The 22,241-nt window shown below is 37.8% G+C and carries 20 protein-coding genes; 11 read left to right on the top strand and 9 right to left on the bottom strand.

Annotated features, from left to right (window positions below; genetic code table 11):
* The first annotated feature begins 193 nt into the window (after window positions 1-193).
* Together ACWPWK_RS05415 and ACWPWK_RS05410 are read left to right on the top strand one after the other, a co-directional pair.
* Window positions 194-1,609: an NAD(P)/FAD-dependent oxidoreductase gene (locus tag ACWPWK_RS05415; RefSeq protein ID WP_100160198.1), complete on the top strand. Its 1,416-nt coding sequence runs from the start codon at window positions 194-196 to the stop codon at window positions 1,607-1,609.
* 588 nt (window positions 1,610-2,197) lie between these two features.
* A complete protein-coding gene (locus ACWPWK_RS05410; RefSeq protein ID WP_109371266.1) occupies window positions 2,198-2,491 on the top strand; it encodes a helix-turn-helix domain-containing protein in 294 nt (97 codons plus the stop codon).
* A gap of 147 nt (window positions 2,492-2,638) precedes the next feature.
* Here ACWPWK_RS05410 and ACWPWK_RS05405 read toward each other — a convergent pair whose 3' ends face one another.
* The gene (locus tag ACWPWK_RS05405; protein WP_196564396.1) at window positions 2,639-3,376 is read right to left on the bottom strand and encodes an ankyrin repeat domain-containing protein; all 738 of its coding nucleotides are present in this window, start codon (window positions 3,374-3,376) and stop codon (window positions 2,639-2,641) included.
* A gap of 634 nt (window positions 3,377-4,010) precedes the next feature.
* Window positions 4,011-4,643 (bottom strand): LexA family protein, encoded by a 633-nt coding sequence (locus ACWPWK_RS05400; protein ID WP_109371264.1) that lies wholly within the window; start codon window positions 4,641-4,643, stop codon window positions 4,011-4,013.
* A gap of 454 nt (window positions 4,644-5,097) precedes the next feature.
* Here ACWPWK_RS05400 and ACWPWK_RS05395 point away from each other — a divergent pair, with 454 nt between their 5' ends.
* On the top strand, window positions 5,098-6,804 hold the full coding sequence (locus tag ACWPWK_RS05395) for a phospholipase (RefSeq protein ID WP_454208485.1): 1,707 nt from the start codon (window positions 5,098-5,100) through the stop codon (window positions 6,802-6,804).
* A gap of 85 nt (window positions 6,805-6,889) precedes the next feature.
* Here the strand turns inward: ACWPWK_RS05395 and ACWPWK_RS05390 are convergent, their stop codons facing one another.
* From ACWPWK_RS05390 to ACWPWK_RS05360, 7 genes are all read right to left on the bottom strand, one after another.
* Entirely contained in the window at window positions 6,890-7,471 is a 582-nt protein-coding gene (locus ACWPWK_RS05390; protein WP_109371260.1) for a DJ-1/PfpI family protein, read from the bottom strand.
* Window positions 7,472-7,476: 5 nt separating this feature from the next.
* Window positions 7,477-8,118 (bottom strand): bifunctional 4-hydroxy-2-oxoglutarate aldolase/2-dehydro-3-deoxy-phosphogluconate aldolase, encoded by a 642-nt coding sequence (locus tag ACWPWK_RS05385; RefSeq protein ID WP_109371258.1) that lies wholly within the window; start codon window positions 8,116-8,118, stop codon window positions 7,477-7,479.
* Window positions 8,099-9,070 carry a sugar kinase gene (locus tag ACWPWK_RS05380; protein WP_109371256.1) on the bottom strand — a complete coding sequence of 324 codons (972 nt, stop codon included), beginning with the start codon at window positions 9,068-9,070 and terminating at the stop codon, window positions 8,099-8,101. The genes ACWPWK_RS05385 and ACWPWK_RS05380 overlap by 20 nt, the downstream gene beginning before the upstream one ends.
* Entirely contained in the window at window positions 9,067-9,921 is an 855-nt protein-coding gene (locus ACWPWK_RS05375; RefSeq protein WP_109371254.1) for a tagatose bisphosphate family class II aldolase, read from the bottom strand. Before ACWPWK_RS05375 ends, ACWPWK_RS05380 begins: the two co-directional genes overlap by 4 nt.
* Before the next feature lie 114 nt (window positions 9,922-10,035).
* Window positions 10,036-11,511, bottom strand: coding sequence for a DUF2264 domain-containing protein (locus ACWPWK_RS05370; protein ID WP_109371252.1), 1,476 nt, complete (start codon window positions 11,509-11,511; stop codon window positions 10,036-10,038).
* 55 nt (window positions 11,512-11,566) lie between these two features.
* Entirely contained in the window at window positions 11,567-13,177 is a 1,611-nt protein-coding gene (locus ACWPWK_RS05365) for a sulfatase family protein (RefSeq protein ID WP_109371250.1), read from the bottom strand.
* Between the two features lie 40 nt (window positions 13,178-13,217).
* Entirely contained in the window at window positions 13,218-14,453 is a 1,236-nt protein-coding gene (locus tag ACWPWK_RS05360; RefSeq protein WP_109371248.1) for an anaerobic sulfatase maturase, read from the bottom strand.
* A gap of 535 nt (window positions 14,454-14,988) precedes the next feature.
* Here ACWPWK_RS05360 and agaR point away from each other — a divergent pair.
* The 8 genes from agaR to nagA all read left to right on the top strand — a co-directional run bounded on the left by agaR (window position 14,989) and on the right by nagA (window position 22,219).
* Window positions 14,989-15,768: a transcriptional repressor AgaR gene (agaR, locus tag ACWPWK_RS05355; RefSeq protein ID WP_075673686.1), complete on the top strand. Its 780-nt coding sequence runs from the start codon at window positions 14,989-14,991 to the stop codon at window positions 15,766-15,768.
* Window positions 15,769-15,821: 53 nt separating this feature from the next.
* On the top strand, window positions 15,822-17,102 hold the full coding sequence (kbaZ, locus tag ACWPWK_RS05350; RefSeq protein ID WP_109371246.1) for a tagatose-bisphosphate aldolase subunit KbaZ: 1,281 nt from the start codon (window positions 15,822-15,824) through the stop codon (window positions 17,100-17,102).
* Between the two features lie 12 nt (window positions 17,103-17,114).
* Complete coding sequence (locus ACWPWK_RS05345) at window positions 17,115-18,305, top strand: SIS domain-containing protein (RefSeq protein ID WP_109371244.1); 1,191 nt, start codon at window positions 17,115-17,117, stop codon at window positions 18,303-18,305.
* A 24-nt stretch (window positions 18,306-18,329) separates the two neighbouring features.
* Complete coding sequence (agaV, locus tag ACWPWK_RS05340) at window positions 18,330-18,824, top strand: PTS N-acetylgalactosamine transporter subunit IIB (protein WP_109371242.1); 495 nt, start codon at window positions 18,330-18,332, stop codon at window positions 18,822-18,824.
* A 47-nt stretch (window positions 18,825-18,871) separates the two neighbouring features.
* Window positions 18,872-19,639, top strand: a complete 768-nt coding sequence (gene agaW, locus ACWPWK_RS05335) for a PTS N-acetylgalactosamine transporter subunit IIC (RefSeq protein WP_099074752.1) — start codon at window positions 18,872-18,874, stop codon at window positions 19,637-19,639.
* Window positions 19,629-20,519, top strand: a complete 891-nt coding sequence (locus tag ACWPWK_RS05330) for a PTS system mannose/fructose/sorbose family transporter subunit IID (protein ID WP_109371240.1) — start codon at window positions 19,629-19,631, stop codon at window positions 20,517-20,519. The genes agaW and ACWPWK_RS05330 overlap by 11 nt, the downstream gene beginning before the upstream one ends.
* 99 nt (window positions 20,520-20,618) lie before the next feature.
* Complete coding sequence (agaF, locus tag ACWPWK_RS05325) at window positions 20,619-21,053, top strand: PTS galactosamine/N-acetylgalactosamine transporter subunit IIA (protein WP_109371238.1); 435 nt, start codon at window positions 20,619-20,621, stop codon at window positions 21,051-21,053.
* Window positions 21,050-22,219 (top strand): N-acetylglucosamine-6-phosphate deacetylase, encoded by a 1,170-nt coding sequence (nagA, locus tag ACWPWK_RS05320; RefSeq protein ID WP_109371236.1) that lies wholly within the window; start codon window positions 21,050-21,052, stop codon window positions 22,217-22,219. The genes agaF and nagA overlap by 4 nt, the downstream gene beginning before the upstream one ends.
* Window positions 22,220-22,241: the final 22 nt, after the last annotated feature.

The raw sequence follows: 22,241 nt of genomic DNA, 5'->3' as shown, positions 1-22,241 counted from the left end.
GTACTTAAATAATCGATAAAAAACAAAATGATGATTAATCCCATTCTTTGTATAAGTAAATTAAATAGTACGGATTTTTAAGAAAAAAACAGACGAAAAGATTTACAAATACTTTACTAATACTTTACAAATGAAATAAGATAGCGTGATTGTTTTAATGCTAATAATTCATTGAGTAAAAGGAACGTGTAAAATGGCGATATCTAGAAGAAAATTTATCATTGGTGGAACAGTGGTGGCTGTCGCTGCTGGTGCGGGTATTTTGACACCAATGTTAACTCGCGAAGGACGCTTTGTTCCGGGTACGCCAAGACATGGCTTTGTTGAAGGTACTGAAGGTGCTTTACCAAAACAAGCTGATGTTGTTGTTATTGGTGCTGGTATCCTTGGTATTATGACAGCAATTAACCTTGTAGAACGTGGTTTATCTGTTGTAATTGTTGAGAAAGGTAATATCGCGGGTGAGCAATCTTCGAGATTCTATGGTCAGGCAATTAGCTATAAAATGCCAGATGAAACGTTCTTATTACACCATTTGGGCAAACATCGCTGGCGTGAAATGAATGCGAAAGTAGGTATTGATACTACTTATCGTACACAAGGCCGCGTTGAAGTTCCTCTTGATGAAGAAGATTTAGTTAACGTAAGAAAATGGATTGATGAAAGAAGTAAAAATGTTGGCTCAGATATTCCATTTAAAACCAGAATTATTGAAGGTGCTGAATTAAATCAACGTCTTCGTGGCGCGACAACAGATTGGAAAATTGCTGGCTTTGAAGAAGATTCTGGTAGCTTCGATCCAGAAGTTGCAACCTTCGTTATGGCTGAATACGCTAAAAAAATGGGTGTTAGAATTTACACTCAATGCGCGGCTCGTGGCTTAGAAACACAAGCTGGTGTAATTTCTGACGTTGTAACAGAGAAAGGTGCAATCAAAACTTCTCAAGTTGTTGTTGCTGGTGGTGTTTGGTCACGCCTATTTATGCAAAATCTTAATGTTGATGTTCCAACACTGCCTGCCTATCAGTCTCAACAGCTAATCAGTGGTTCACCAACGGCACCGGGTGGCAACGTCGCTTTACCGGGTGGTATTTTCTTCCGTGAACAAGCTGATGGTACTTATGCAACTTCTCCTCGTGTTATTGTGGCGCCAGTAGTGAAAGAATCCTTCACTTATGGCTATAAATATCTGCCATTATTAGCATTACCTGATTTCCCTGTGCATATTTCTTTAAATGAACAATTAATCAATTCATTTATGCAATCAACGCATTGGAACTTAGATGAAGTTTCTCCGTTTGAGCAATTCAGAAATATGACTGCATTACCAGATTTACCTGAGTTAAATGCTTCATTAGAAAAATTAAAAGCAGAATTCCCTGCCTTTAAAGAATCGAAATTAATTGATCAATGGAGTGGTGCAATGGCTATCGCACCAGATGAAAACCCAATTATCTCAGAAGTTAAAGAGTATCCAGGTTTAGTCATTAATACTGCAACTGGCTGGGGTATGACAGAGAGCCCTGTATCAGCAGAATTAACCGCTGATTTATTACTGGGCAAAAAACCAGTTTTAGATCCAAAACCATTTAGTCTTTACAGATTCTAATTAGACTAAAATGTAAAAACCCTCTTAATAGAGGGTTTTTTTATATGTTTTTTATTATTACTAAATTATTGCTTTTGACTAATTTAAAATAATATTTAATTTATAAGTTAAGATTGGTTTTTTATAAGTGGAATTTTTAAATAAATAATTATCACTTTATTCTAAATAAGACGTAAGTTAATAAAAATAAAATAAACTGTTATTTTTTCTCTAATGTAAGAATTATTAATAAATATGTTTTTAATGTTATTTTAATGAATTTTTTATTTTAAATAATTTTATTTTCTTCTATGAAACTATAACTAAAAAATAGTTAACTTATTGATATTTATTGATTACATATTTAATTTTTAATACTGTGATGTTACCCTAAATCTGATGTTTATTAAAATAACATATAGAAATGTAAATTATTTTAAATTTGAAATATCGGAATAACCTTATTAACAGAATTCGTGAGAATAAGTAATATTACGATTATTTAATAACTAATAGTTAAGTATTTTCAGTTTATAGATTGATAGTTTACAAACTATAATTCGGTGTTTTATCGATGTAATCATCTAATGAAAGAAGGAGAGTAAAGGGATGATTAACACCAAAGTTGGGAATAGAATAAAAATGATAAGAAGACAATTGAAAATAACAGAAAATGAGATGTCTGAAAGGTTGGGAATAAGTATGCTACATTATTCTCAATTAGAAAATGGACATTTAAAAATAACAGTAGATCAATTGATTGCTATTTCTTATATACTTGGTGTTACACCTCAAAGTCTTATCTTAGAGGCTAAGAAAACAGACTTTATGGTTTTCGAGGATAAGCAGTCGATAACTCAACCAAGTGAAATAGTTATATTTAGAAAAAAGAAAGTAGTTTAAAAATCACATTGGTATATTGCTTGTTGATATTGAGTTCTGATAAATATATTGAGTTATTTTTTAGTTGTTTTAATTAAAATTCTATTTCTCAAAACTCAATAACTAATAGCACAAAAGCCATCTTATTATAGGATGGCTTTTGTGTATTTAATGGCAGAGTGTTGTACCTGTTATATGATTTATAGCACCGTTTCTAATCAATAGTTTCTGCATATCTTTAAGATTATTTTGGCAAGCATAACTTAATGCGCTGTGGTTATAAGAAAATAATGAATTATCTTGTGTTGTTGTAACAAGATTAACATCAGCACCTTCAGAAATAAGGTATTCTACGGTATCAAGACGATTATTATTGGCTGCAATCATAATAAATGTTTCACCATCGCTCTCTACTCTTTGGTTATTGAGTTCAATATCGCTTCTCATTAGGTCGTGAATTTTTTTTACCACATTGACATTATTTCCTAATACGGCTGATTTAAAAACATTATAAACATCATCTTTATCCGTGGCCCAAAGGCTCGCGCCTTGAGAGATGAGATAATCCACCATCTCTTCATCACCAATAAACGCAGCCCATCCCAGAGCTGTTTGCTCTAAACTTCCAGTATCTTTCGCTTCAATATTTTGACCATTGGCAAGCATCTTTTTGACTTCATTTAAATCACCATGTTTAACAGCATCAAACCATAGTGCATTTTTACCTGTACTTGGAGAGGTATAGAATATCCGATGTGGTAAACGTGATTTATTAGCCAACTCAATCATATCAGAATAATTTGATTTAAAAGATTGATATTCGAATGGATTATTTTCATTAATAATCAATGCTTGTGCGCCAAAAGAAACTAATGCCAATGAAATAACAAACATTTTTATATTCATTTAAATACCTTAAAATCGAAATAATTAACAAAACTTATTACAATTAGTTTATTAAAAATTAATATTTATTAGTGTTGATAATTGAAACAGAATGTAAGTAAGATGTGTCTTATTAATACGTATTTTTAATAAAGATAAATCTTAGTAATCTATTTTTCCTACTTGATGAAATAAATAAGTATCTTTACTTGTTTTTATTAAAACAGAATGGAAAATACGCATTTTTATCTCTTTATATGAGTATTTTTTTACGTAAAGATAAAATATTGAAAAGTGAAGAATCTATATTTAATTAATCTTTTATTTTTATCTTGTTCTCTTATTGCAATAATTAGTTACTTTTAAAATGGCTACTAATGCAGTTTAATTGTCATTAATAAGAAAATTAACTTAATAATCTATATAAATGATAGATAATGTTGCTATCATTATATTCATTATTTTTAATATTTAAATTTTAGACTTTAATATCTGTATTTCTAAGCATTAATTATTAATTGAGATAAGAGCTATTTAACTTTCTTTCATTCTTTTTTTGATTAAATCAGAAGGGAAACAGATAAAACTGTTTTTTTTTGAGATAAACTCCAATAATTGAGCTAGTTATTATTGGAGTTATTTTGGGGAATAATCGTTATCGTTTACGGCGATAAATACGATGCTCAATCATCGTACCAATGATCATTAATGGCGTGTTTTCACTGCTAAGTGTTGGATAATCACTATTTAATGGCACAAGTTCAAAATGTTCATTGCCATTAGCATCAATACGAGTTGGTCTATATTTCTTAAATGTTGCTTCTCTTTCATTATTAGCAGCAACAATAAATTCTCCCGGATGTGGTTTTATCTCAGGATCGACAATGATTACATCTCCTGATTTAAAATCAGGTTCCATTGAGTCTCCTTCTATCTTTAATGCAAAAGCACTTTGTGAGAGTTCTTGATCTGTCAGAATATACTCAAATTCACCATCACAATCTGTAATAGGAACGCTATGTACTAAGTTTCCCGCTTGAACGTAGCTTATTAGTGGTAATTTTTTCGTATTGATATCATGAACAGGTTGAATATTATCACCCATCATTAACCAACCGGCATCACACTCTAAAGCTCTTGCAATGCTAATAATATTGCGAGGTTTTTTTGTTGAACCATCTTCTATTGAAGCCCATGATTGTTGTCTGATGCCAGCTTTTTCAGCTGCTTCAGTCTGAGTAAGCCCCAAGGCATCTCTTCTGGATTTAACTCTATTTGCAAGACTCATGTTTCCTCCTATTAAAATAATACAGATAAAACTGTATTTGACAAACAGATAAACCTGTTATTTAATACAGTTATACCTGTTAAATAATTTATCTAAAAAAGAGTAAATCAAAAAATGATAATTTATAAGGAGTCATTTATAGGCTAATAAATATCGATATAACTAGTTTTGTAGTTTAATAATAACAATTATTTATTGTTAGATTGCTATTCTAAATAAGAATGGTTTTATTATTAATGATGCCTAAAATATAAATTTCTGGTTTGGTCTTTTTAAGCGGAAGGAGGCGGTGGTCGTTATAAAAAATAATTGAGTTTATATTAAATCATCATGTTTATGATAAGTGATGCTTTTTTAGGAATGAAAACATTCTATCTATATTAATTGAAGCGCTAATTATTTAAATGTTTATTTAAATAATATGGACGCCCTATTTTTAAAATAAAGGAATATTATGAAACTTATTGATGGATTAAAAAAAGAATTAAAAGGTTTTTTCAATGAAACATCTGAAAATAACTATGTGAAGATTTTTGATACGCCCCATGTATGGGGAATGCCATTTGGTAAAGAAATTATGCCAAAAGCGATAGAGCGTGAGGCTGAATTTGAACAAGCCATTACATCTATCTTAGATAAAATGCTGTATCGCTGTGATATTTCATCACTTAATGCCCCTGATGAAGAGTGGCGTAAAATTATTCTTGCTGCAATTGATAAATCTTTTTCTGAAAAGAAAGGACGTAAAGATCGCACGCAAATTCGATTTTTATTTGCACAGACACCAACAGTTTTATTAAATGGTGTTAAATACTATTTTAGTGGAACGCCTGAATATCTGGCATTAAAAAAAGATCTTATTGAATTAATCAAAGAACGCGGAAAATATTGGGAATGTATTCCAGATATTTGGATTGGTCGCTTTTATCGTATTATTGATGGTCTAAAAGTCTCGTTAGAAAAAAAAGTATTACCTGAAGATTTTATTTCTGAATTAGATACTCGAATGACATGGAACCATACAAAAATTATTGCTGTTGATGGTTGTGAAGCTTTCGTTGGTGGTCATAATTTAAATATGGATCTTTTTAAAAGTTATCCACCAGTTCATGATGTTTCCGTTAAGGTTATTGGCGAATCAGCACTTCATTCCCAATTATTCTTAAATAAAATGTGGGATGTAGGTAAAGATTTAATTACAAAAGAATATTTTGATAGTAAAAAAAATGAATGGGTCGCTAAAAAAGCAAGCTATAAGATTATCGATCCATTAACAAAGAGCAGTGTATTAAGAGAAATTAAAAAGAAAAATGAACAAAACTTAGCTCAATCGCCAGATGAAGGCTTTTTCAAAACTGACCGTATTTTCTCTGTAGGAAAATATTGGGTAGGGCCTGATATGCGAGTTGATTATAAGAAAGGTTCCGAGAAAATGAAGGAATACCTTATAAAAAATGCTAAGAAAAAAATTCGTGTGTCTCAACAAGATGTAGTGAGTGCATGGAAGAAAAAATGGAAAGATCACCCTGTCTGCCATTGGATAATTGAAGCGTTATTAAAAAATCCAGAGTTAGAAGTTGAAATTGTTGTTTCACCATTAGATGCCGCCGCCGGTGCTAATGGCGACCAATATTCATTTGGCTCTGGAGCACAAAGAACCTTTGAATTATTTAAATATTATCTGACTCATGATGTTGATACAGATGCCGTTATTCCTGATCCTGATAAAATTCGTGAATCAGCATTACGTCGTATTAAAATAGCGCCATTCTTCTTTACCGATAAAGTACCAAAAGCACTACAAACGGAAGGTAAAACCTATAAATGGCCTGGTGCAGATGAATCATCTTATACCGCTACACTAAAAGAAGCGCCACTAAGCGAAGATCCACCGAAACAAGGGGATATTGGTCATCCATTCTGGTCATTGGTTAATGCGAGTGGTATTTACCCTAAAGTCGCTCCTGCACCGGGAAACCACGCAAAAGTGACTATTATTGATGATGAATTGTATATTGTTGGTTCCGATAATATGTACCCAGGGTATTTGTCAGAATTTAACTATCTTGTTGAAGGCGAAGAAGCCGTAAGTACATTTATTGAAGAGTATTGGGATAAATTATGGCGTTATTCTGAACCTCACGCTTTTAAACAGAAATAAGTTTAATAAACTCATTTAGTCATAAAAGTGATTAAATATAAAAGGGGAGTTAATCTCCTTTTTATTTAAATATAAAATAACGTATTTATTTAAGATAATCTAATGGCCAGTGTTTGAAATAAATATGATTGGCTTGCCAGTCTACTTTTTCTGTATTGTCGCTTAATAAATGCTTAGCCACCGTAAAGGCAAATTCAAAACTTACACCTAATCCTTTTGCACTGATAAACTTTCCATCAACCACAACATCTTGATCAAGATAATGACCATCATCGTATTTATCTGCTAATTTATCGCCAGTACTGTAATTACGACCTTCAAGAAGATGATGTGCCGCTAATACTTTGGCACCAGAAGAGCACAGTGCACAAATATATTTATCTTCAGCAATATGGCGCTTAATAAATTGAATAACTTGCTTGTTAGCGCATAAACGATCTGTGCCTTTAGGACCACCCGGCATCATTATTGCGTCATAGCTATGTGTAAATTTATTTGCTAATAGAAAATCAGCGCTGATTTTAGTTTCAAAATAAGTATTTAATACCAAGCTATCCATGCAAGAAAGTACATCAACATGAATATCAAGACGGCGCATGATATCAATAAAAACAACAGCTTCACCTTCTTCAAATCCATCAGCTAATAAAACGGCAACCTGTTTCATTTTATTTATCCCTTATGTGTTTTTAGTAATGAGTGGATACTTTGAATATGATTAACAATAGTTTCTTTATCTTGTTTATCAATGGTATCTGCTGTGGCAATCCAGCTTCCTCCACAAGCAACAACTTGTGGAATAGCAAGATAATCACTCACGTTATTTAAACTAATGCCGCCTGTAGGCATAAATTGGGCTTGGGTGTAAGGTGACGCTAATGCTTTTAGCATTTTTACACCGCCAGAGGCTTCTGCAGGGAAGAATTTAAGTAAGGTTAAGCCTTTTTCAAGAGCAACTTCGACTTGGCTTGGATTATTAATGCCTGGCACAATATCAATGCCGTTATTAAGGCAGTAATCAACGGTACTTGGGTTATAACCCGGAGAAATAACAAAGCTTGCTCCAGCTTCTTTTGCCATATCAGCTTGTTGTGCAGTTAATACTGTTCCTGCACATAAAATAAGCTCAGGAAAGTGCTCATGCATTAGCTTTATAGCTTTGGCTGCTGCCGGTGTACGAAAGGTAATTTCAGCAACAGGTAGTTGATTTTGGGTTAGAATTTCACCCAGCCAGATTGCATCTTCAGCGCGATTAATTTGGATCACGGGGATCACTTTCAGTGATGAAAGAGTATCAACAATTGACTGTGTCATGGTTATCCTTGATTAGTGTGTAGAATGAATCAGTAATTTCATGAGGAATGATGGCGCCATGGTGTTGAATGACGAGTCCAGCTAAGGTATTTCCCCATAAACAGCAGGTCGATAGGTTTTGATTTTGTAGCCAAGCAGCAATAAAAGCAGCATTAAAAGAGTCACCTGCGGCGGTGGTATCAATAACGGAATCAATGGGTTTGGGAGAAACATAGCCCGTACTTTTGCCATCAGACCAGTAAGCGCCATTAGCACCCAATTTGACAATGACGTTCTGATTACCCCATTGATGAAGGCGTTGTGTAATGTCTTGTTCTGTCAGCGCTGGTTTTTGCCAAAGTATTTGCTCATCATCACCAGTGACTAAAGCAATATCACTAATGCGATACAGCTTTTCAAACCACTCTTGTGCATGAGGTATTGAATCCCATAAACGTGGTCGATAATTAGAATCGACAATGAGCGTCATTCCACGCTGTTTAAGTTGTGCTAATAAGGTGAGTAAAGCGATTTTTCCTTCATGCGTTAAAATAGCAAGAGAAATACCGCTAAGATAAATGACGCTATCATCAGGAAGTGCATCGAAACTGTCTAAAAAACGCTTATCGGTCGCAATATAACGTGCGGCAGCATCATTTCGCCAATAGTGGAAACTGCGCTCACCATGAGCATCAATTTCAATAGCATATAGACCAGGAAGTTTTTCGGGAATAGTAATAACAGATTGGCAATCGATCCCCTCGTTTTCCCATGCTTTCTGCATTAAGGCACTGTAAGTATCAGTGCCTAGTCCTGTCATATAAAGCGGATGTAATGAAGGCGATAGTCGCGATAAATAGAGTGCGGTATTCAGTGTATCGCCACCAAAACGTTGTTGTTGTGGTAAGAACGGTTGACCACTCAGCTCTATCATACATTCGCCAATAATGGCGACAGTTTTATTGGTTTTCACAGTTTTCCATCACTTTTACAGACACGAATTTTATCTGCAACCACAGCTTTCATTGCGGCTTTGCCTGGTACAAGGTAATGACGAGGATCACTTGCATCAGGGTTATCTAAAAAGTATTGCTTGATAGCGTTAGAGAAAGCAATTTTCAGTTCGGTTGCAACGTTAACTTTGCAAATACCTAAATCAATACAACGGCGTACATCGGCATCAGGAATACCCGATGCACCATGAAGAACTAAAGGAATGTCAGTCTTTTGGCGAATAATGGCTAAACGATCAAAATCGAGATGAGGTTCATGTTTGTACATGCCATGCGCGGTACCAATTGCAACCGCTAATGAATCAATACCCGTTGCTTTGATAAATTGTACAGCTGAATCAGGATCGGTGAAAAGCGCATCTTTAGCATCAACGACTAAGTCGTCTTCTTGCCCACCTAAACGACCTAATTCAGCTTCAACGGTACAATCCCAATGATGGCAGAAATTAACCACTTCTTTAACGATACGAATGTTTTCTTCAAAATGAAAATGAGAGGCATCAATCATGGCAGATCGCACACCAGAAATGACTTTATGACAAATATCAGGAATATCTTCATGGTGATCTAAATGTAGGGCAACAGGGATACGATATTGTTCTGCGGCCTGCTGGCAAATAGAGATCAAATAATCACTACCTGCATAAGCAAACGTGCTTGGTGTACCCGCTAAGATAACAGGTGATGCCATCTCAGCGGCTGTTTCCATCACAACTTGAATGGTTTCCAAGTTATGAATATTAAAAGCAGGCACAGCATAATTTTCACGCTGTGCTTTATTGAGCATATTACGAGTAGAAACCAGATACATGTTTGCCTCTCATCTTTCGTTTAATTACGAATTATAATAAACGAAAGAAATAGAAAGGTAAAAGATCTAAATCACATTTTTATTGCCTTCGCACTGAAAGCAAATGAAAGGTGATTAGAAAAAATGTGCCATTTTAGAGCTATAACTGGTGATCCCTTTGCGTAATAAATTATTTTTCGGTCGTCTTGACTGTCCTATCACGGTTTCAGCGACTTTTTGTGCTAAGGTTTGTTTTTCTAAACGGCGGGTTAATGGTGTTTGCTGAGTTGTATAATCTTCGCAAAAAATGACGTTTACCTCTTGTGTTGCTTTCACTCCAGTCACTAAAGCTTGAATAGCAGGAATTTCGAAACGAAAGTTATCTTTTTCGATAGGTAATGGAAGTGAAGGTGTTTGCCATAAATTGATACGATCAGCACAATAAAGCGCAATAATCACGGCACGCAATGACCAAAAACTACTGGCAGGTCCACTGTAGTTATCAACTAAACGAGGATCGTGAGTAAATAAGCCTTGAGTCGGGGCGCCATTTTTTAATGCCCCTTGAGAAATAAAATAACGTAAACTGCTTTCAAAGGCGCGTTTTGCCTCGCCTACTTTTACTGAAGGACAATGTAAATCGACACCCGCTAATAATGGAGCAGAAACCGCAAGGCGATAGCAGGCACTTCGACCAAAGAAAGGAATACCTTTGGGAGTCATAAAATAAAGGTAATGCTGATTAAAGGTATTAAGTGATTGAGTAATAAATGTCGTATCAAATTGAGGATCAATTTGCGTTAACCAATATAATGAATAGTAAAAGCCCCACGCATTGTAGTAATCATAATTACCTTTTGCTCCATCACGAAACCATCCGTCACCAACATAAAACTCTTTTAATCGTTCATATCGCCAATGGGCAATCGTGTCTTTCCCTGTGAGTGCTTTAATGACAAATTGGACGGTAAGAGGGAAGAAATGCCAGTTATTATCAACAATTTCACAGTGATTAACTTGCTCAAACCAAGTAATAATTTGTTGTTGTGTTGTGGGGGTTAATGTATCCCACACCCATTCACGGCTTATCCAAAGAGTGAGCGCTAAATCAGATGCTTCACAAATTCGTTGATCGTAATCTTCAAGTTTCCCCCAATATCCTTTATGAAGTGGATCAGTGCCATGAATAAAGCTTTGTTTGATCATTAAAGGTAAGTTGAAAGCTTGATGATTTAATCCCATCAATGTACTTTTCTTGCTGCTAACTATCCATGTTGCAAGTAGAGGAAGTACCCTGCTAACACCTTCAAGAGCATCCGTTCTTGCCGTTTGTTGTCCTGGGCTTCCGGGATAATAAGCATGAGAGTAACCCCAGACTTGGTAATGATGAAAAGCCTGTGTGACATACTGTGTCAGCATTTCACATAAAGAGAAAAGTGACTGACTTTCATCATTAAAAAAGTCAGTGATCGTTTTATCATAGCGACGATAAGCTGATTTTCTGACTAATCGTCGAATGATATTTTCCTTAAATAAGCGTTGGTAGATTTCTACGTTTGGGTGCTCATAAGGGAGTTTGGGTCGTGCTGAAGATGCAATTTCAATAGCCATTTTCGTATCTCAGAAAAAAAGACGCATCCTTGCGAAACAGAACGGAAGTTGAATATTAAGGTTTTGCAGAATCCACTAGTATTTGATAGTGATCTTGTCCCCAAAGAACGGGCTTTGGCTTATCTTTGATCCACTGGTAATACGCATTTTTTAGTTCTGCCACTTTTTGTGGATTTTGTTTAGCAAGATCGATTGATTCAGCAGGATCTTTTTTATCGTTAAAAAGTTGAGGCTGATTTTTTCCATCATCATAAAAATAGAGCGCCCATTCACCATCACGTACAGCCCAAGCACCTTTAGAGAGTTTTTCTAAATTAGGATTTGTAGGCGGTGTTTTACGTTGATAGGTTATCCATTGGTGATATCCGTGCCAAAACTCTTGGTTTTCTTCACTGTAATGTTTAGTACCAGGGCCGGCCCAATAAAGATAGTTATGAGGGGACTTTGTTGTTTCACCTTTAAGTAAAGGCATGATATTTTTCCCTTCAACGTTTAGATTGTCAGGGATCGCAATACCTGCTGTTTGTAGTGCAGTCGGTAAAATATCAAGTGCGGAGATCATCTCATCACTTTTTGTTCCAGCTGGAATAGTGCCAGGTTGATAAGCAATAAAAGGTACTCTAACGCCACCATTAAACATTTGCCCTTTAAAGCCTCTATCCATCGCATTCATTGGCATTGGTGACTCATTAACAGCACCATTATCCGATAAGAAAAAGATCAGTGTATTTTCTAACTCACCATTTTCTTTTAATTTCGCAATAATTTGACCAATACCTTCATCGGCTGCATTTAATGCAGCAAAGTATTTATCTGCCTCAACATTTCCTGTATCAAATTTCTCCATATATTTAGCAGGAGAAGCTTGTTCTAATGGAATATGGGGAACGCTATATGAAAGATTGATAAAGAAAGGTTTATCTTTATGTTCATCAATAAATTTTAGGGTTTCATCCGTTAAAAGATGAGTGGTGTAACCCGGAGCAGGAATATTGACACCATTACGCCAAAATGCAGGTGAATTCCATAAAGCTACTCCTGATGCGTAATAGCTAAAGTCATAATCGAAACCTCGTTCATGAGGGGCATAACCCGCTTCTGGCGTTGAGATCATATTGTCGTGATAATCACGAGTTTGCTTACTTTCATTAATTTTCGGTTTGCGAATAACTTTTGCGTTATGCCATTTACCAATACTGGCGGTGGCATAGCCATTTTCTTGGAAAAGTGAAGGCAATAGTTTGATATCTTTTGGAATACCTAAAATAGCATCGTCATTACTGTAAGTACCAAAGCTTGCAGGAGAGCGCCCAGTAAAGATACCTGCTCGAGAAGGGCCACAAACAGGGTGTGCAACAAATGCATTAGTCATTTTTGCACCATTTGCCGCCATATCGCTGACATTAGGCATGGCAATGCGTGCAGCTTCTACCATTTTGTTGATATCTCCTTCATAACGAGGAGGTGTCGGTCTTTGTGCTAACGCATCCACATCTAAGGTATCTAACACAAAGTCAAGCTGTCCGGTGCCTAAATCATCCATCACGATCAACAGCACATTCGGTTTTTCAGGTGTTCCACCTGCATTGGCAGATATTGGGGCACTTAAACACGATGTAGCAATGAGCCCAGCGAGTAAGCTTTTTCTAACAGAAGGTAAGGTCACGAATTGTCTCCAGAATAAACAAGATAAAATAAAAATAGGGCTACTTTATGTAGTTTTTTTTCATTGCGGGAAGTGCATCGCTGGCGAGACCTCCTCGTGAAATAGATTGCTGCATTAACTGCATACCTATCGCTGTATGATGAAATATTTGTTTATAAGAACGACATAGGTAGTTATGACGATGTTTTTCACCTTCAATAGCAATAATGCGATGTTTAGGGCAACCGCCATAACATAAGCTTTGCACTTCACATTGTTTACAAAGGCTGGTTTGTTTATCGTATTTATTTTGACCAAAGCGCTGTTGCTGTTTTGATGTTACTAAGCGAGCAAGGCTATTTTGATGGATATTGCCTAAATTATTGGCGGGATAAACATAGTGATCACAAGAATAAACATCACCATTTGCCTCAATGATTAACGCCTGACCACAGGTTTTCGATTGAATACATGTTGATGCAGGATATCCCATCCATGTGCCTAATAAGCTATCAAATAAACGAATATATATTTTTCCAATATCGCCTTGGCGTATCCATTCATTAAACACTTCTGTCATAAATTGTCCGTAGCCTTCGGCTGGAACAGAAAATGGAGCCAGTTGTGCATTGGGGCCAGGGGCATAATGTCCGCCATGAGTATGAGGAAAGCGTCTATCGACTTCGACAATGGGAATAAATTGAAAGAATGTTGAACCTAATTCTTTTAAGGCTTGGTAGGTTTCTTTTCCTTTATTCCAATTTTGGTCGTTAACTACCGTGAGTGTATTAAATTCGACGCCATATTCGTTTAGTAGCTTAATTGCACGCTTTACTCGTTCAAAAGTGGGGCTACCATTGACTGAAATACGATATTTATCGTGAACCGCTTCAATACCATCGATGGAAACACCTAATAGAAAGTGGTTATCCGCAAAAAATTGTGCCCATTGGCGATTAATGGCGATTGCATTGGTTTGTACGCTATTTGTAATTGTCTTGCCGTTAGCAAATTGCTTTTGGTATTTAACGACTTGCTCAAAGAAGGCTAATCCAGCAAGTGTTGGTTCTCCTCCTTGCCAAGAAAAATCAACCTGGTCGCCACTGTGTGACTGTATATAGTCTTTAATATAACGACGAAGGACACCATCAGGCATGACGGTATGGCCTGCCTCTTTTTCTTCATCTTGAAAAATATTTTCTTTTTCCAGATAAAAGCAGTATTCACACTTAATATTACAGTGGTAGCTTGTGGGTTTTGCCATCATATGAAAATAAGCAGGTTGATTTAATGCCATTCGTCATTTCCTGAGTTTCTTTTTTATCCTGTTACATTACGTAAAATTTATCAAAACAAAAGAGATTAAAATCACAAATACGAAATATCGAAAGTAAATGAAAGTTAATTTCGAAAGATGAGAACCTAAATTTTCGATTAAAATACTTTCGATTCGATACTATTTCATGTTTTATTGACTATTTGAGCTATTTATTTTGATTTGTTTTTCGAAAATGAATGCATGATATGGAGTTTAAAGCTGTTTATTGTGTGTTTGTGTGATATTAAATCTATATTATTGTGTTTTATCTAGCTATATATGGTGTGATCATAAGTATAGCGTTGCGTTATATCATTTTATTTATTGGAAACTGGCGGCCTCAAGGCTATTATTGAAGCTACACGAAAATAATCGTAAGTAATCGATGATGATTCGAAACTTTGTGAAAGAGATCAAAAGTTTTGTTTTTTTGCATTGTCGGTAAAAATTGGCGTAGTAAACTACATTCGAAACCAATCGAAAGAAAGTCTTTTGGTTTCGTAAGGAGACGAAAGTGAAAGCGGCAGTTGAGAGGCGTATGGAAATCCTCGATATGGTAAACCAACAAGGTAAAGCCAGAGTCGAAGATCTCGCTGAATTATTTAAAGTCTCAAGTGTCACTATCCGCAGCGATCTAAGTTTTCTTGAGAAAAATGGTTATATCGTTCGCTCTCATGGTGCAGCAATTCCTAATACGGGATTTATTGCCGAATTGAGTATCCACGAAAAACGTGGGCAAAACGCGGGCATTAAAACATTAATCGGGAAAGCTGCCGCAACGCTGATAAAGGATGGAGACACCGTCATTCTTGACTCGGGGACAACTACTCGCGAAATCGCGACACATTTAAAGTCGCGCGAAAATGTAGTGGTCATGACTAACGGTCTGGATGTCGCAATGGAGTTAGCAAATACCTCAGGTGTGGAAGTATTAATGACCGGTGGTGTATTGCGAAAAAGTGCGTTGTCTTTTTCAGGCTCACAAGCTGAAAATAGCCTTAGAAATTATCGATTTGATAAGGTATTTCTAGGTGTTGACGGATTCGATTTACGTGTTGGTATCACCACACACAATGAACAGGAAGCCAGTCTTAACCGTTTAATGTGTGATATCTCAGAAACGATTATTGCGGTTGCAGATTCTACGAAATTCAGTAAACGCAGCTGTCATATGATCAGAGAGTTTGGTGATATTGATATATTAGTGACCGACTCAGGTATCCCTGAAGAGTATATTCAGGAACTGAAAGAGCACAAAATCGAAGTGATTATCGTCGACGATAAGGCATCGTAATTTGCTAACTCCATTAGCAACACCGCCGGTGTTGATTATGGAGTTAGTATTTAATGCATCCTTTAGAAAAGATTGTTCAGCAACATAAATCAGGCAAACAGAATGGTATTTATTCTGTTTGTTCTGCCCATCCTTTAGTAATAGAAGCAGCTCTATTACAAGCGCTGGATAATGATTCCTTTCTGCTAATTGAAGCCACCTCTAATCAGGTTGATCAGTTTGGTGGTTATACGGGAATGACCCCCGCTGATTTTTACCAATACGTCATTGAACAGGCTGAAAAAGTAGGTTTTCCTATCGAGAAACTTATTCTTGGTGGTGATCATTTAGGACCTAATCGTTGGCAACATCTTAATGCCAAAGAAGCGATGGCAAATGCAGACGTGTTGATTGCACATTATGTTGCCGCAGGTTTCAAAAAAATCCATCTTGATTGCAGTATGTCTTGTGCTGATGATCCTATCCCGTTAACAGACGAAATTGTGGCCTCTCGCGCAGCACGTCTTGCGGTGATTGCAGAAAATACCGCAAAAGAAACATTTGGTTCTAGTGACATTGTTTATGTTGTTGGTACAGAAGTGCCCGTTCCGGGCGGTGCTGCCGAAGAACTTGATACCGTTGAAGTGACTTCACCAGACGCAGCGCGTAAAACATTAGAGTGCCACCGCCAAGCTTTTCAAAAGGCGGGAGTTTCTGACTGTTGGGAGCGCGTGATTGGTTTAGTGGTTCAACCCGGTGTTGAGTTTGATCACACTGGTATCATTGATTACCAACCTGAAAAAGCACAGGCATTAAGCCAAGTGGTGAACGATTATTCTCACATTGTTTTTGAAGCACACTCTACGGACTACCAAACCAAAGAGGCTTATAAACAATTAGTTCATGACCATTTTGCCATTTTAAAAGTTGGGCCTGCCTTAACCTTTGCTATGCGTGAAGGTTTATACGCACTCTGCTCGATTGAAGAAACATTATTCCCTCAAGATCAGTGCTCTAAATTGCGTGAAAAAATGGAACAACTGATGTGCCGTGAGCCAGGATTTTGGCAAAAATACTATCACGGAGATGAACGTCAACAAGCCTTTGCTCGAGTCTATAGTTTTAGTGATCGCATTCGTTATTACTGGCCTGATGCTGAAATTAATGCCGCCATCGACACACTAATGGATAACTTATCCGTTAAACCTATTCCATTGCCTTTATTGAGCCAATATCTGCCTTATCAATTTACCCAATTTAGAGAAGGCATGATTGACGGATCACCTGAATCTTTTGTTATTGCGAAAATACGTGATGTGTTATCGGTTTATGCCGATGCGTGCTATGTCCATTAATTGAGGGAAACCATGGAATATTTAAGTTATCAGACCGCTCAATTAGAGCAACTGAATGCATTTTGGACTGCGAAAGAAATTGAGCAACAACCAGAATGTTGGAAAAAAACATGGCTATCAGTGAAAGAAAATCGTACTGAGATCCAAGCCTTTTTAGATAAAGCGCTCTCACTGCCTTATGCGCGAATTATCTTAACCGGTGCGGGTACGTCTGCTTTTGCTGGAAAAGCGTTAGCACCCATTTTAAGTGGTCATACAAAACGTCGAGTAAATGCGATTGCAACCACTGATTTAGTGGCTGATCCACAAGAATATTTAGCGGAAGACATTCCAACATTACTAATCTCTTTTGCACGTTCAGGTAATAGCCCTGAAAGTGTGGCTGCGTTAGATGTTGCGACTGAATGCCTATCACAATGTTATCACTTAGTACTGACGTGTAATCCAAATGGCAAACTTTATGAGTATTGCCAAAACAACCGCAGTGCATTGGCATTATTGATGCCAGAAGAATCAAACGACCGCTCTTTAGCGATGACCTCTAGCTTTTCATCCATGATGATGGCGGCTGTAACCATCTTTTTAGGTGATAACGTTTTTAGTGACTCAATCGCGCCATTTTTTAGTGATTATAAAGCGCAGTTTGATAAAGCGAATCAAATTATCCGCGAAAAATACGCCGGTAAATTTAAACGGGTTATTTACTTAGGAAGTGGCGGATTACAAGGATTAGCGCAAGAAGCAGCTTTAAAAATGTTAGAGCTAACTGCGGGTAAAGTGGTTGCTAGTTTTGATACTCCATTAGGCTTTCGACATGGCCCTAAGTCTATCGTAAATAAAGAAACTTTAGTGGTGATGTTTTTCTCTAATGATCCTTACACTCGTCAATATGAGACTGACTTATTACGAGAGGTTATTCACGATAATGCATCAGGTAAGGTGATCGCGATCACCGCACGAAATGATAATACTTTCTCAAAAGAGAGTTTTGTTTATATTCCTGCGCTAGAGAACTGTTCAGATGTGGCGCTATTGTTCCCTTACTTGATGTTGGCGCAATCATTCGCATTTCACAGTTCCATTGCACTAGGGAATACGCCTGATAACCCGTCTCCGACAGGAGAAATCAACCGTGTTGTACAAGGCGTCACAATTTATCCGTTCTCACTTAAAACAGAAGACACACAGTCTGCTTTAAATTAATAAAATATAATAAGAGAGCTAATCATGAACACACCGAATATTGTCTGGACCCGCATTGATGAACGTTTACTCCATGGTCAAATCCGCATTACATGGGGTAAACATACGGAAGCAAACCTGATTTTAGTGGCTAATGATGACGCAGCAGAAGGCCCCAATGCCGCATTTATGCAAGCTGGAATGAAAGCATCAGCTGGTGGTGAATATGCTGTTCGCTTCTTCTCTATTCAAAAAACCATTGATGTTATTAGTAAAGCATCACCTCGTCAGAAAATTTTTGTTTTGTGTAATAACCCAACAGATGTTGCCCGTTTAGTGGAAGGGGGCGTGCCTATTACTCATTGTAATGTTGGCAATATGCATTTTCATGAAGGGAAACGCCAAATTGCGAAAACCGTGTCAGTCAATGAAACAGACATTGATGCGTTTAAAAGGCTCGTTGCAAATGGTGTAACTTGCACAATTCAAAACACTCCCGATCAGACACCTGTTGATGTGTTAGCACTCGCATCAGCCTGATAATTTCCTGAGCAAAAAACCTGCATTAGCAGGTTTGAGGATTATTTATGATTTTTGAAGCTTCTTTAGTGGCTTTATGGGCCTTCTTTTGCGGTATAGATAAGTATGACGTTGCATTAAATATTCACAGACCATTAATCACAGGGCCTGTTGTGGGTCTGATTATGGGGGATATGCAGGTTGGATTGATTGCGGGTGCAACGTTAGAGCTCGCATGGTTAGGACTAGTTCCCAATGCGGGGGCTCAGCCACCTGATGTGACATTAGGGACAATCGCTGCGGTTGCTTTTGCGGTAATGACAAAACAATCACCAGAAGTTGCAATGGGAATTGGGATGCCTATTGCTGTGTTAATGCAAATGCTCGTGATTGGTTTCTTTGCTGTGACCGCTTTCACCATGGGAAAAGCAGATAGATACGCAGAAAGAGCCGATGCAGCAGGTATTTCACGGCTACTGATCATCACGATTACGGTGCGTTCATTACTCTATGCTTTGGTTGCTTTTGTTACGGTTTATTTCGGTGAACATGCTGCTCAATGGATTGATGAAAATACACCAAAAGTCTTGCTAGAAGGCTTAGGTATTGGCGCGAAAATGGTTCCTGCAATTGGTTTCGCCATGTTGCTAAAAATCATGTGGTCAAAAGAAGTGGCAGGTGTGTTCTTTATTGGCTTCGTGATGACGACTTATCTGAAACTTCCAATTATGGCGGTCGCTATTTTAGGCGCGTCAGCCGCAGCACTTTACTTCTTCTTTAGTGGTAATAACAAAAATTCAAGTCAGCAGAATGAGGATTTCGAAGATGGTATCTGATAACAGCACCGCATTGAAAACGCAGGATAAACCAGAAACGGGTTCTTTGATTGATGGCATTGATGAATACCAAGATACCACTGTCAGAAAAGTTATCACTAAGGGCGATCTCTGGAAGTGTGCGTTCCGTGGCTTGTTTATGGAAGGTAACTTCAACTTTGAACGTATGCAAGGTGGTGGGTTTGCGTTCTCAATTATTCCAGCATTGAAAAAAATTCACGGAAATAACAAACGTGACTATGCAACATCATTAAAAAACCATCTACAGTTTTTTAATGCAAGTCCAAAGCTGTTTACCTTCCTATTAGGAACAGCCGTTGCAATGGAAGAAAACAAAGAGAAACCTTCTACTGTTAACGTGATGAAAGTTGCAGGCATGGGGCCAACTGGGGGTATTGGTGACGCTATTGACCATATGACCTTAATGCCACTGACATTAGCATTAGGTGCTTCCATTGCAATGGAAGGATCAATTGCAGGGCCTTTTGTTTTCTTCTTTTTATACCAAATTGTGCACTTTTTAGTGTATTTCGGGCTGATGTTCATGGGCTATCGCGCAGGTACGGCGGCGATGGTCAATATGAGTGATGCCACTGAAAAACTGGCTAAAGCCGCCAATATTATGGGGATCTTTGTCATTGGTGCGCTCTCCGCGACCTTTATCAAGGTGCAAACCACCGCCTCGCTAGAGCTGGGAGGGAAGGTGGTTGAATTGCAAACCGCGCTCTTTGACAAAATTATGCCGAATTTACTGCCTCTGTGCTTAGTTTTCCTGATGTACAAAATGGTTAAAAGCACCGGTTTTTGGGGAAAACCTCCGGTATTGATTTTCTCAACTTTAGCCTTTGGCGTTATCGGTCACGTATTAGGATTCTTATAACAGAGAGCCTTTTTCACCGCCGTTATTGTCAGTCGAAATACATTATTAACTTGCTATAAACGGGCAGGAGAGCCTTCTGCTGCCCGCAAGGAGTCACTCATGATAGGTCTTATTGTTTCAGGACATCTTAATTTTGCCTCAGGCATGGCTTCTGCTGTAAAGGCTATTGCAGGCGAACAAGAAGATATCGCGTTTATCGATTTTGTTGAGTCAATCTCTCCTGATGAGCTTGAAGAAAAAATGCGTGAAGCGATCGACTCAATGTCATGCCAGCAATATCTCTTTTTAACCGATTTACCCGGTGGAACCCCTTGTAATCGTGCCATGGCAATTATGATGCAAAATCCCGCCGTTGAAGTGTTAGCTGGGGTTAATTTACCCATGATTGTGAATGCAGCTTTTGAACGAGAAGGATGTTCAACCTCAGAACTCGTGCAAACGCTACGGGAAATTGGTCAAGACAGTATTCAAGATATTCGTGAGCAATTGGCTCAAATAGACAGTAATGATGCTGATGAAGAAGACGGCTTATGAGTCAGCAATATGCCATTTTAGCCGATAGAACCTTTACGCCAGAAGGTATTCGCTATCTCTGTTATGTCCGTGTTAAGGGTGAAAATATTGAATCAATCACCACAGAGGCGCCGACAGATTGCCCTATTATTCGCCTAAAAGGTAAATCATTATTACCGGGTTTTGTGGATATTCATATTCATGGCCGTGAAGGGGCGGATGTAATGGATGCCACTCAACAAGGGTTACAAACCATTGCGGATGCGCTTGTGAAAACGGGTGTCGTTGCATGGGTGGGTACAACCGTTACCGCGCCTATGGAGGATATTCGTGACGCGTTATCACAAGTGCGTGAGTTCTTATCAACGCCACAAACTTCGGGTGCATTGTTACTAGGCAGTTTTTTAGAGGGGCCTTATTTTACAGAGCGTCATCGAGGCTCTCACCCTGTTAAATATCTCAAAGCACCGACAATTTCAGAGCTAGAAACATTACTCGAAAGTGCGGGAGATACGCTATTGCGTGTTGCTGTTGCACCTGAAGCACAAGGCTCTATGGAGGCGATTGATTGGTTGGTCAAGCGAGGTATTAAGCCAAGTGTAGCGCATACCGCGGCAACTTATGAGCAAACTTCAGATGCATTTTTGCATGGTGCTGATTGTGGTGTGCATTTATATAACGGTATGACGGGGCTTCACCATCGTGAGCCTGGATGTTGTGGTGCAGTGTTGTATCACAATGTTTTAGCTGAACTTATTGCTGATGGTATTCATGTTCATCCTGTCATGATGCAATTGGCGTATCGCATGAAAGGATATCAGCAGCTTGCCTTAATTACTGATTGTATGCGTGCGGGTGGTTTACCTGATGGTGATTACACACTGGGTGCACAAATAGTCAGTGTGACTCAAGGTCAGGCAAAAACCGCAGATGGCTCTTTGGCGGGAAGCACTTGTAGCCTAGATAGTGCATTGCGAAATATGGTGCAACTAGCACATGTACCCGAATGGGAAGCGGTACAAATGGCGAGTGCAATTCCTGCCGAATATCTCGGTATCAGCGATCAATTGGGTTATATCAAAGCGGGTCGACAAGCCAGCTTTGCTGTGGTGGATGAGTGTTTTCATCTCACCGATACATTCATCAGAGGAAATCATATTTACTCTGTATCCGGGGAAAATGCATAGCCTTTTGGCTTATGCTCCCATC

This window comes from Proteus sp. Marseille-Q3619 (assembly GCF_965283115.1).
Note: the sequence above shows the minus strand (reverse complement) of the source record. Positions and strands in the feature narration are given on the sequence as shown.

Excerpts from the sequence above, each read along its gene's own strand:
- ACWPWK_RS05415 (WP_100160198.1), top strand. The coding sequence starts at position 194 with ATGGCGATATCTAGAAGAAAATTTATCATTGGTGGAACAGTGGTGGCT.
- ACWPWK_RS05410 (WP_109371266.1), top strand. The coding sequence starts at position 2,198 with ATGATTAACACCAAAGTTGGGAATAGAATAAAAATGATAAGAAGACAA.
- ACWPWK_RS05405 (WP_196564396.1), bottom strand. The coding sequence starts at position 3,376 with ATGAATATAAAAATGTTTGTTATTTCATTGGCATTAGTTTCTTTTGGC.
- ACWPWK_RS05400 (WP_109371264.1), bottom strand. The coding sequence starts at position 4,643 with ATGAGTCTTGCAAATAGAGTTAAATCCAGAAGAGATGCCTTGGGGCTT.
- ACWPWK_RS05395 (WP_454208485.1), top strand. The coding sequence starts at position 5,098 with ATGAAACTTATTGATGGATTAAAAAAAGAATTAAAAGGTTTTTTCAAT.
- ACWPWK_RS05390 (WP_109371260.1), bottom strand. The coding sequence starts at position 7,471 with ATGAAACAGGTTGCCGTTTTATTAGCTGATGGATTTGAAGAAGGTGAA.
- ACWPWK_RS05385 (WP_109371258.1), bottom strand. The coding sequence starts at position 8,118 with ATGACACAGTCAATTGTTGATACTCTTTCATCACTGAAAGTGATCCCC.
- ACWPWK_RS05375 (WP_109371254.1), bottom strand. The coding sequence starts at position 9,921 with ATGTATCTGGTTTCTACTCGTAATATGCTCAATAAAGCACAGCGTGAA.
- ACWPWK_RS05370 (WP_109371252.1), bottom strand. The coding sequence starts at position 11,511 with ATGGCTATTGAAATTGCATCTTCAGCACGACCCAAACTCCCTTATGAG.
- ACWPWK_RS05360 (WP_109371248.1), bottom strand. The coding sequence starts at position 14,453 with ATGGCATTAAATCAACCTGCTTATTTTCATATGATGGCAAAACCCACA.
- kbaZ (WP_109371246.1), top strand. The coding sequence starts at position 15,822 with ATGCATCCTTTAGAAAAGATTGTTCAGCAACATAAATCAGGCAAACAG.
- ACWPWK_RS05345 (WP_109371244.1), top strand. The coding sequence starts at position 17,115 with ATGGAATATTTAAGTTATCAGACCGCTCAATTAGAGCAACTGAATGCA.
- agaV (WP_109371242.1), top strand. The coding sequence starts at position 18,330 with ATGAACACACCGAATATTGTCTGGACCCGCATTGATGAACGTTTACTC.
- agaW (WP_099074752.1), top strand. The coding sequence starts at position 18,872 with ATGATTTTTGAAGCTTCTTTAGTGGCTTTATGGGCCTTCTTTTGCGGT.
- ACWPWK_RS05330 (WP_109371240.1), top strand. The coding sequence starts at position 19,629 with ATGGTATCTGATAACAGCACCGCATTGAAAACGCAGGATAAACCAGAA.
- agaF (WP_109371238.1), top strand. The coding sequence starts at position 20,619 with ATGATAGGTCTTATTGTTTCAGGACATCTTAATTTTGCCTCAGGCATG.
- nagA (WP_109371236.1), top strand. The coding sequence starts at position 21,050 with ATGAGTCAGCAATATGCCATTTTAGCCGATAGAACCTTTACGCCAGAA.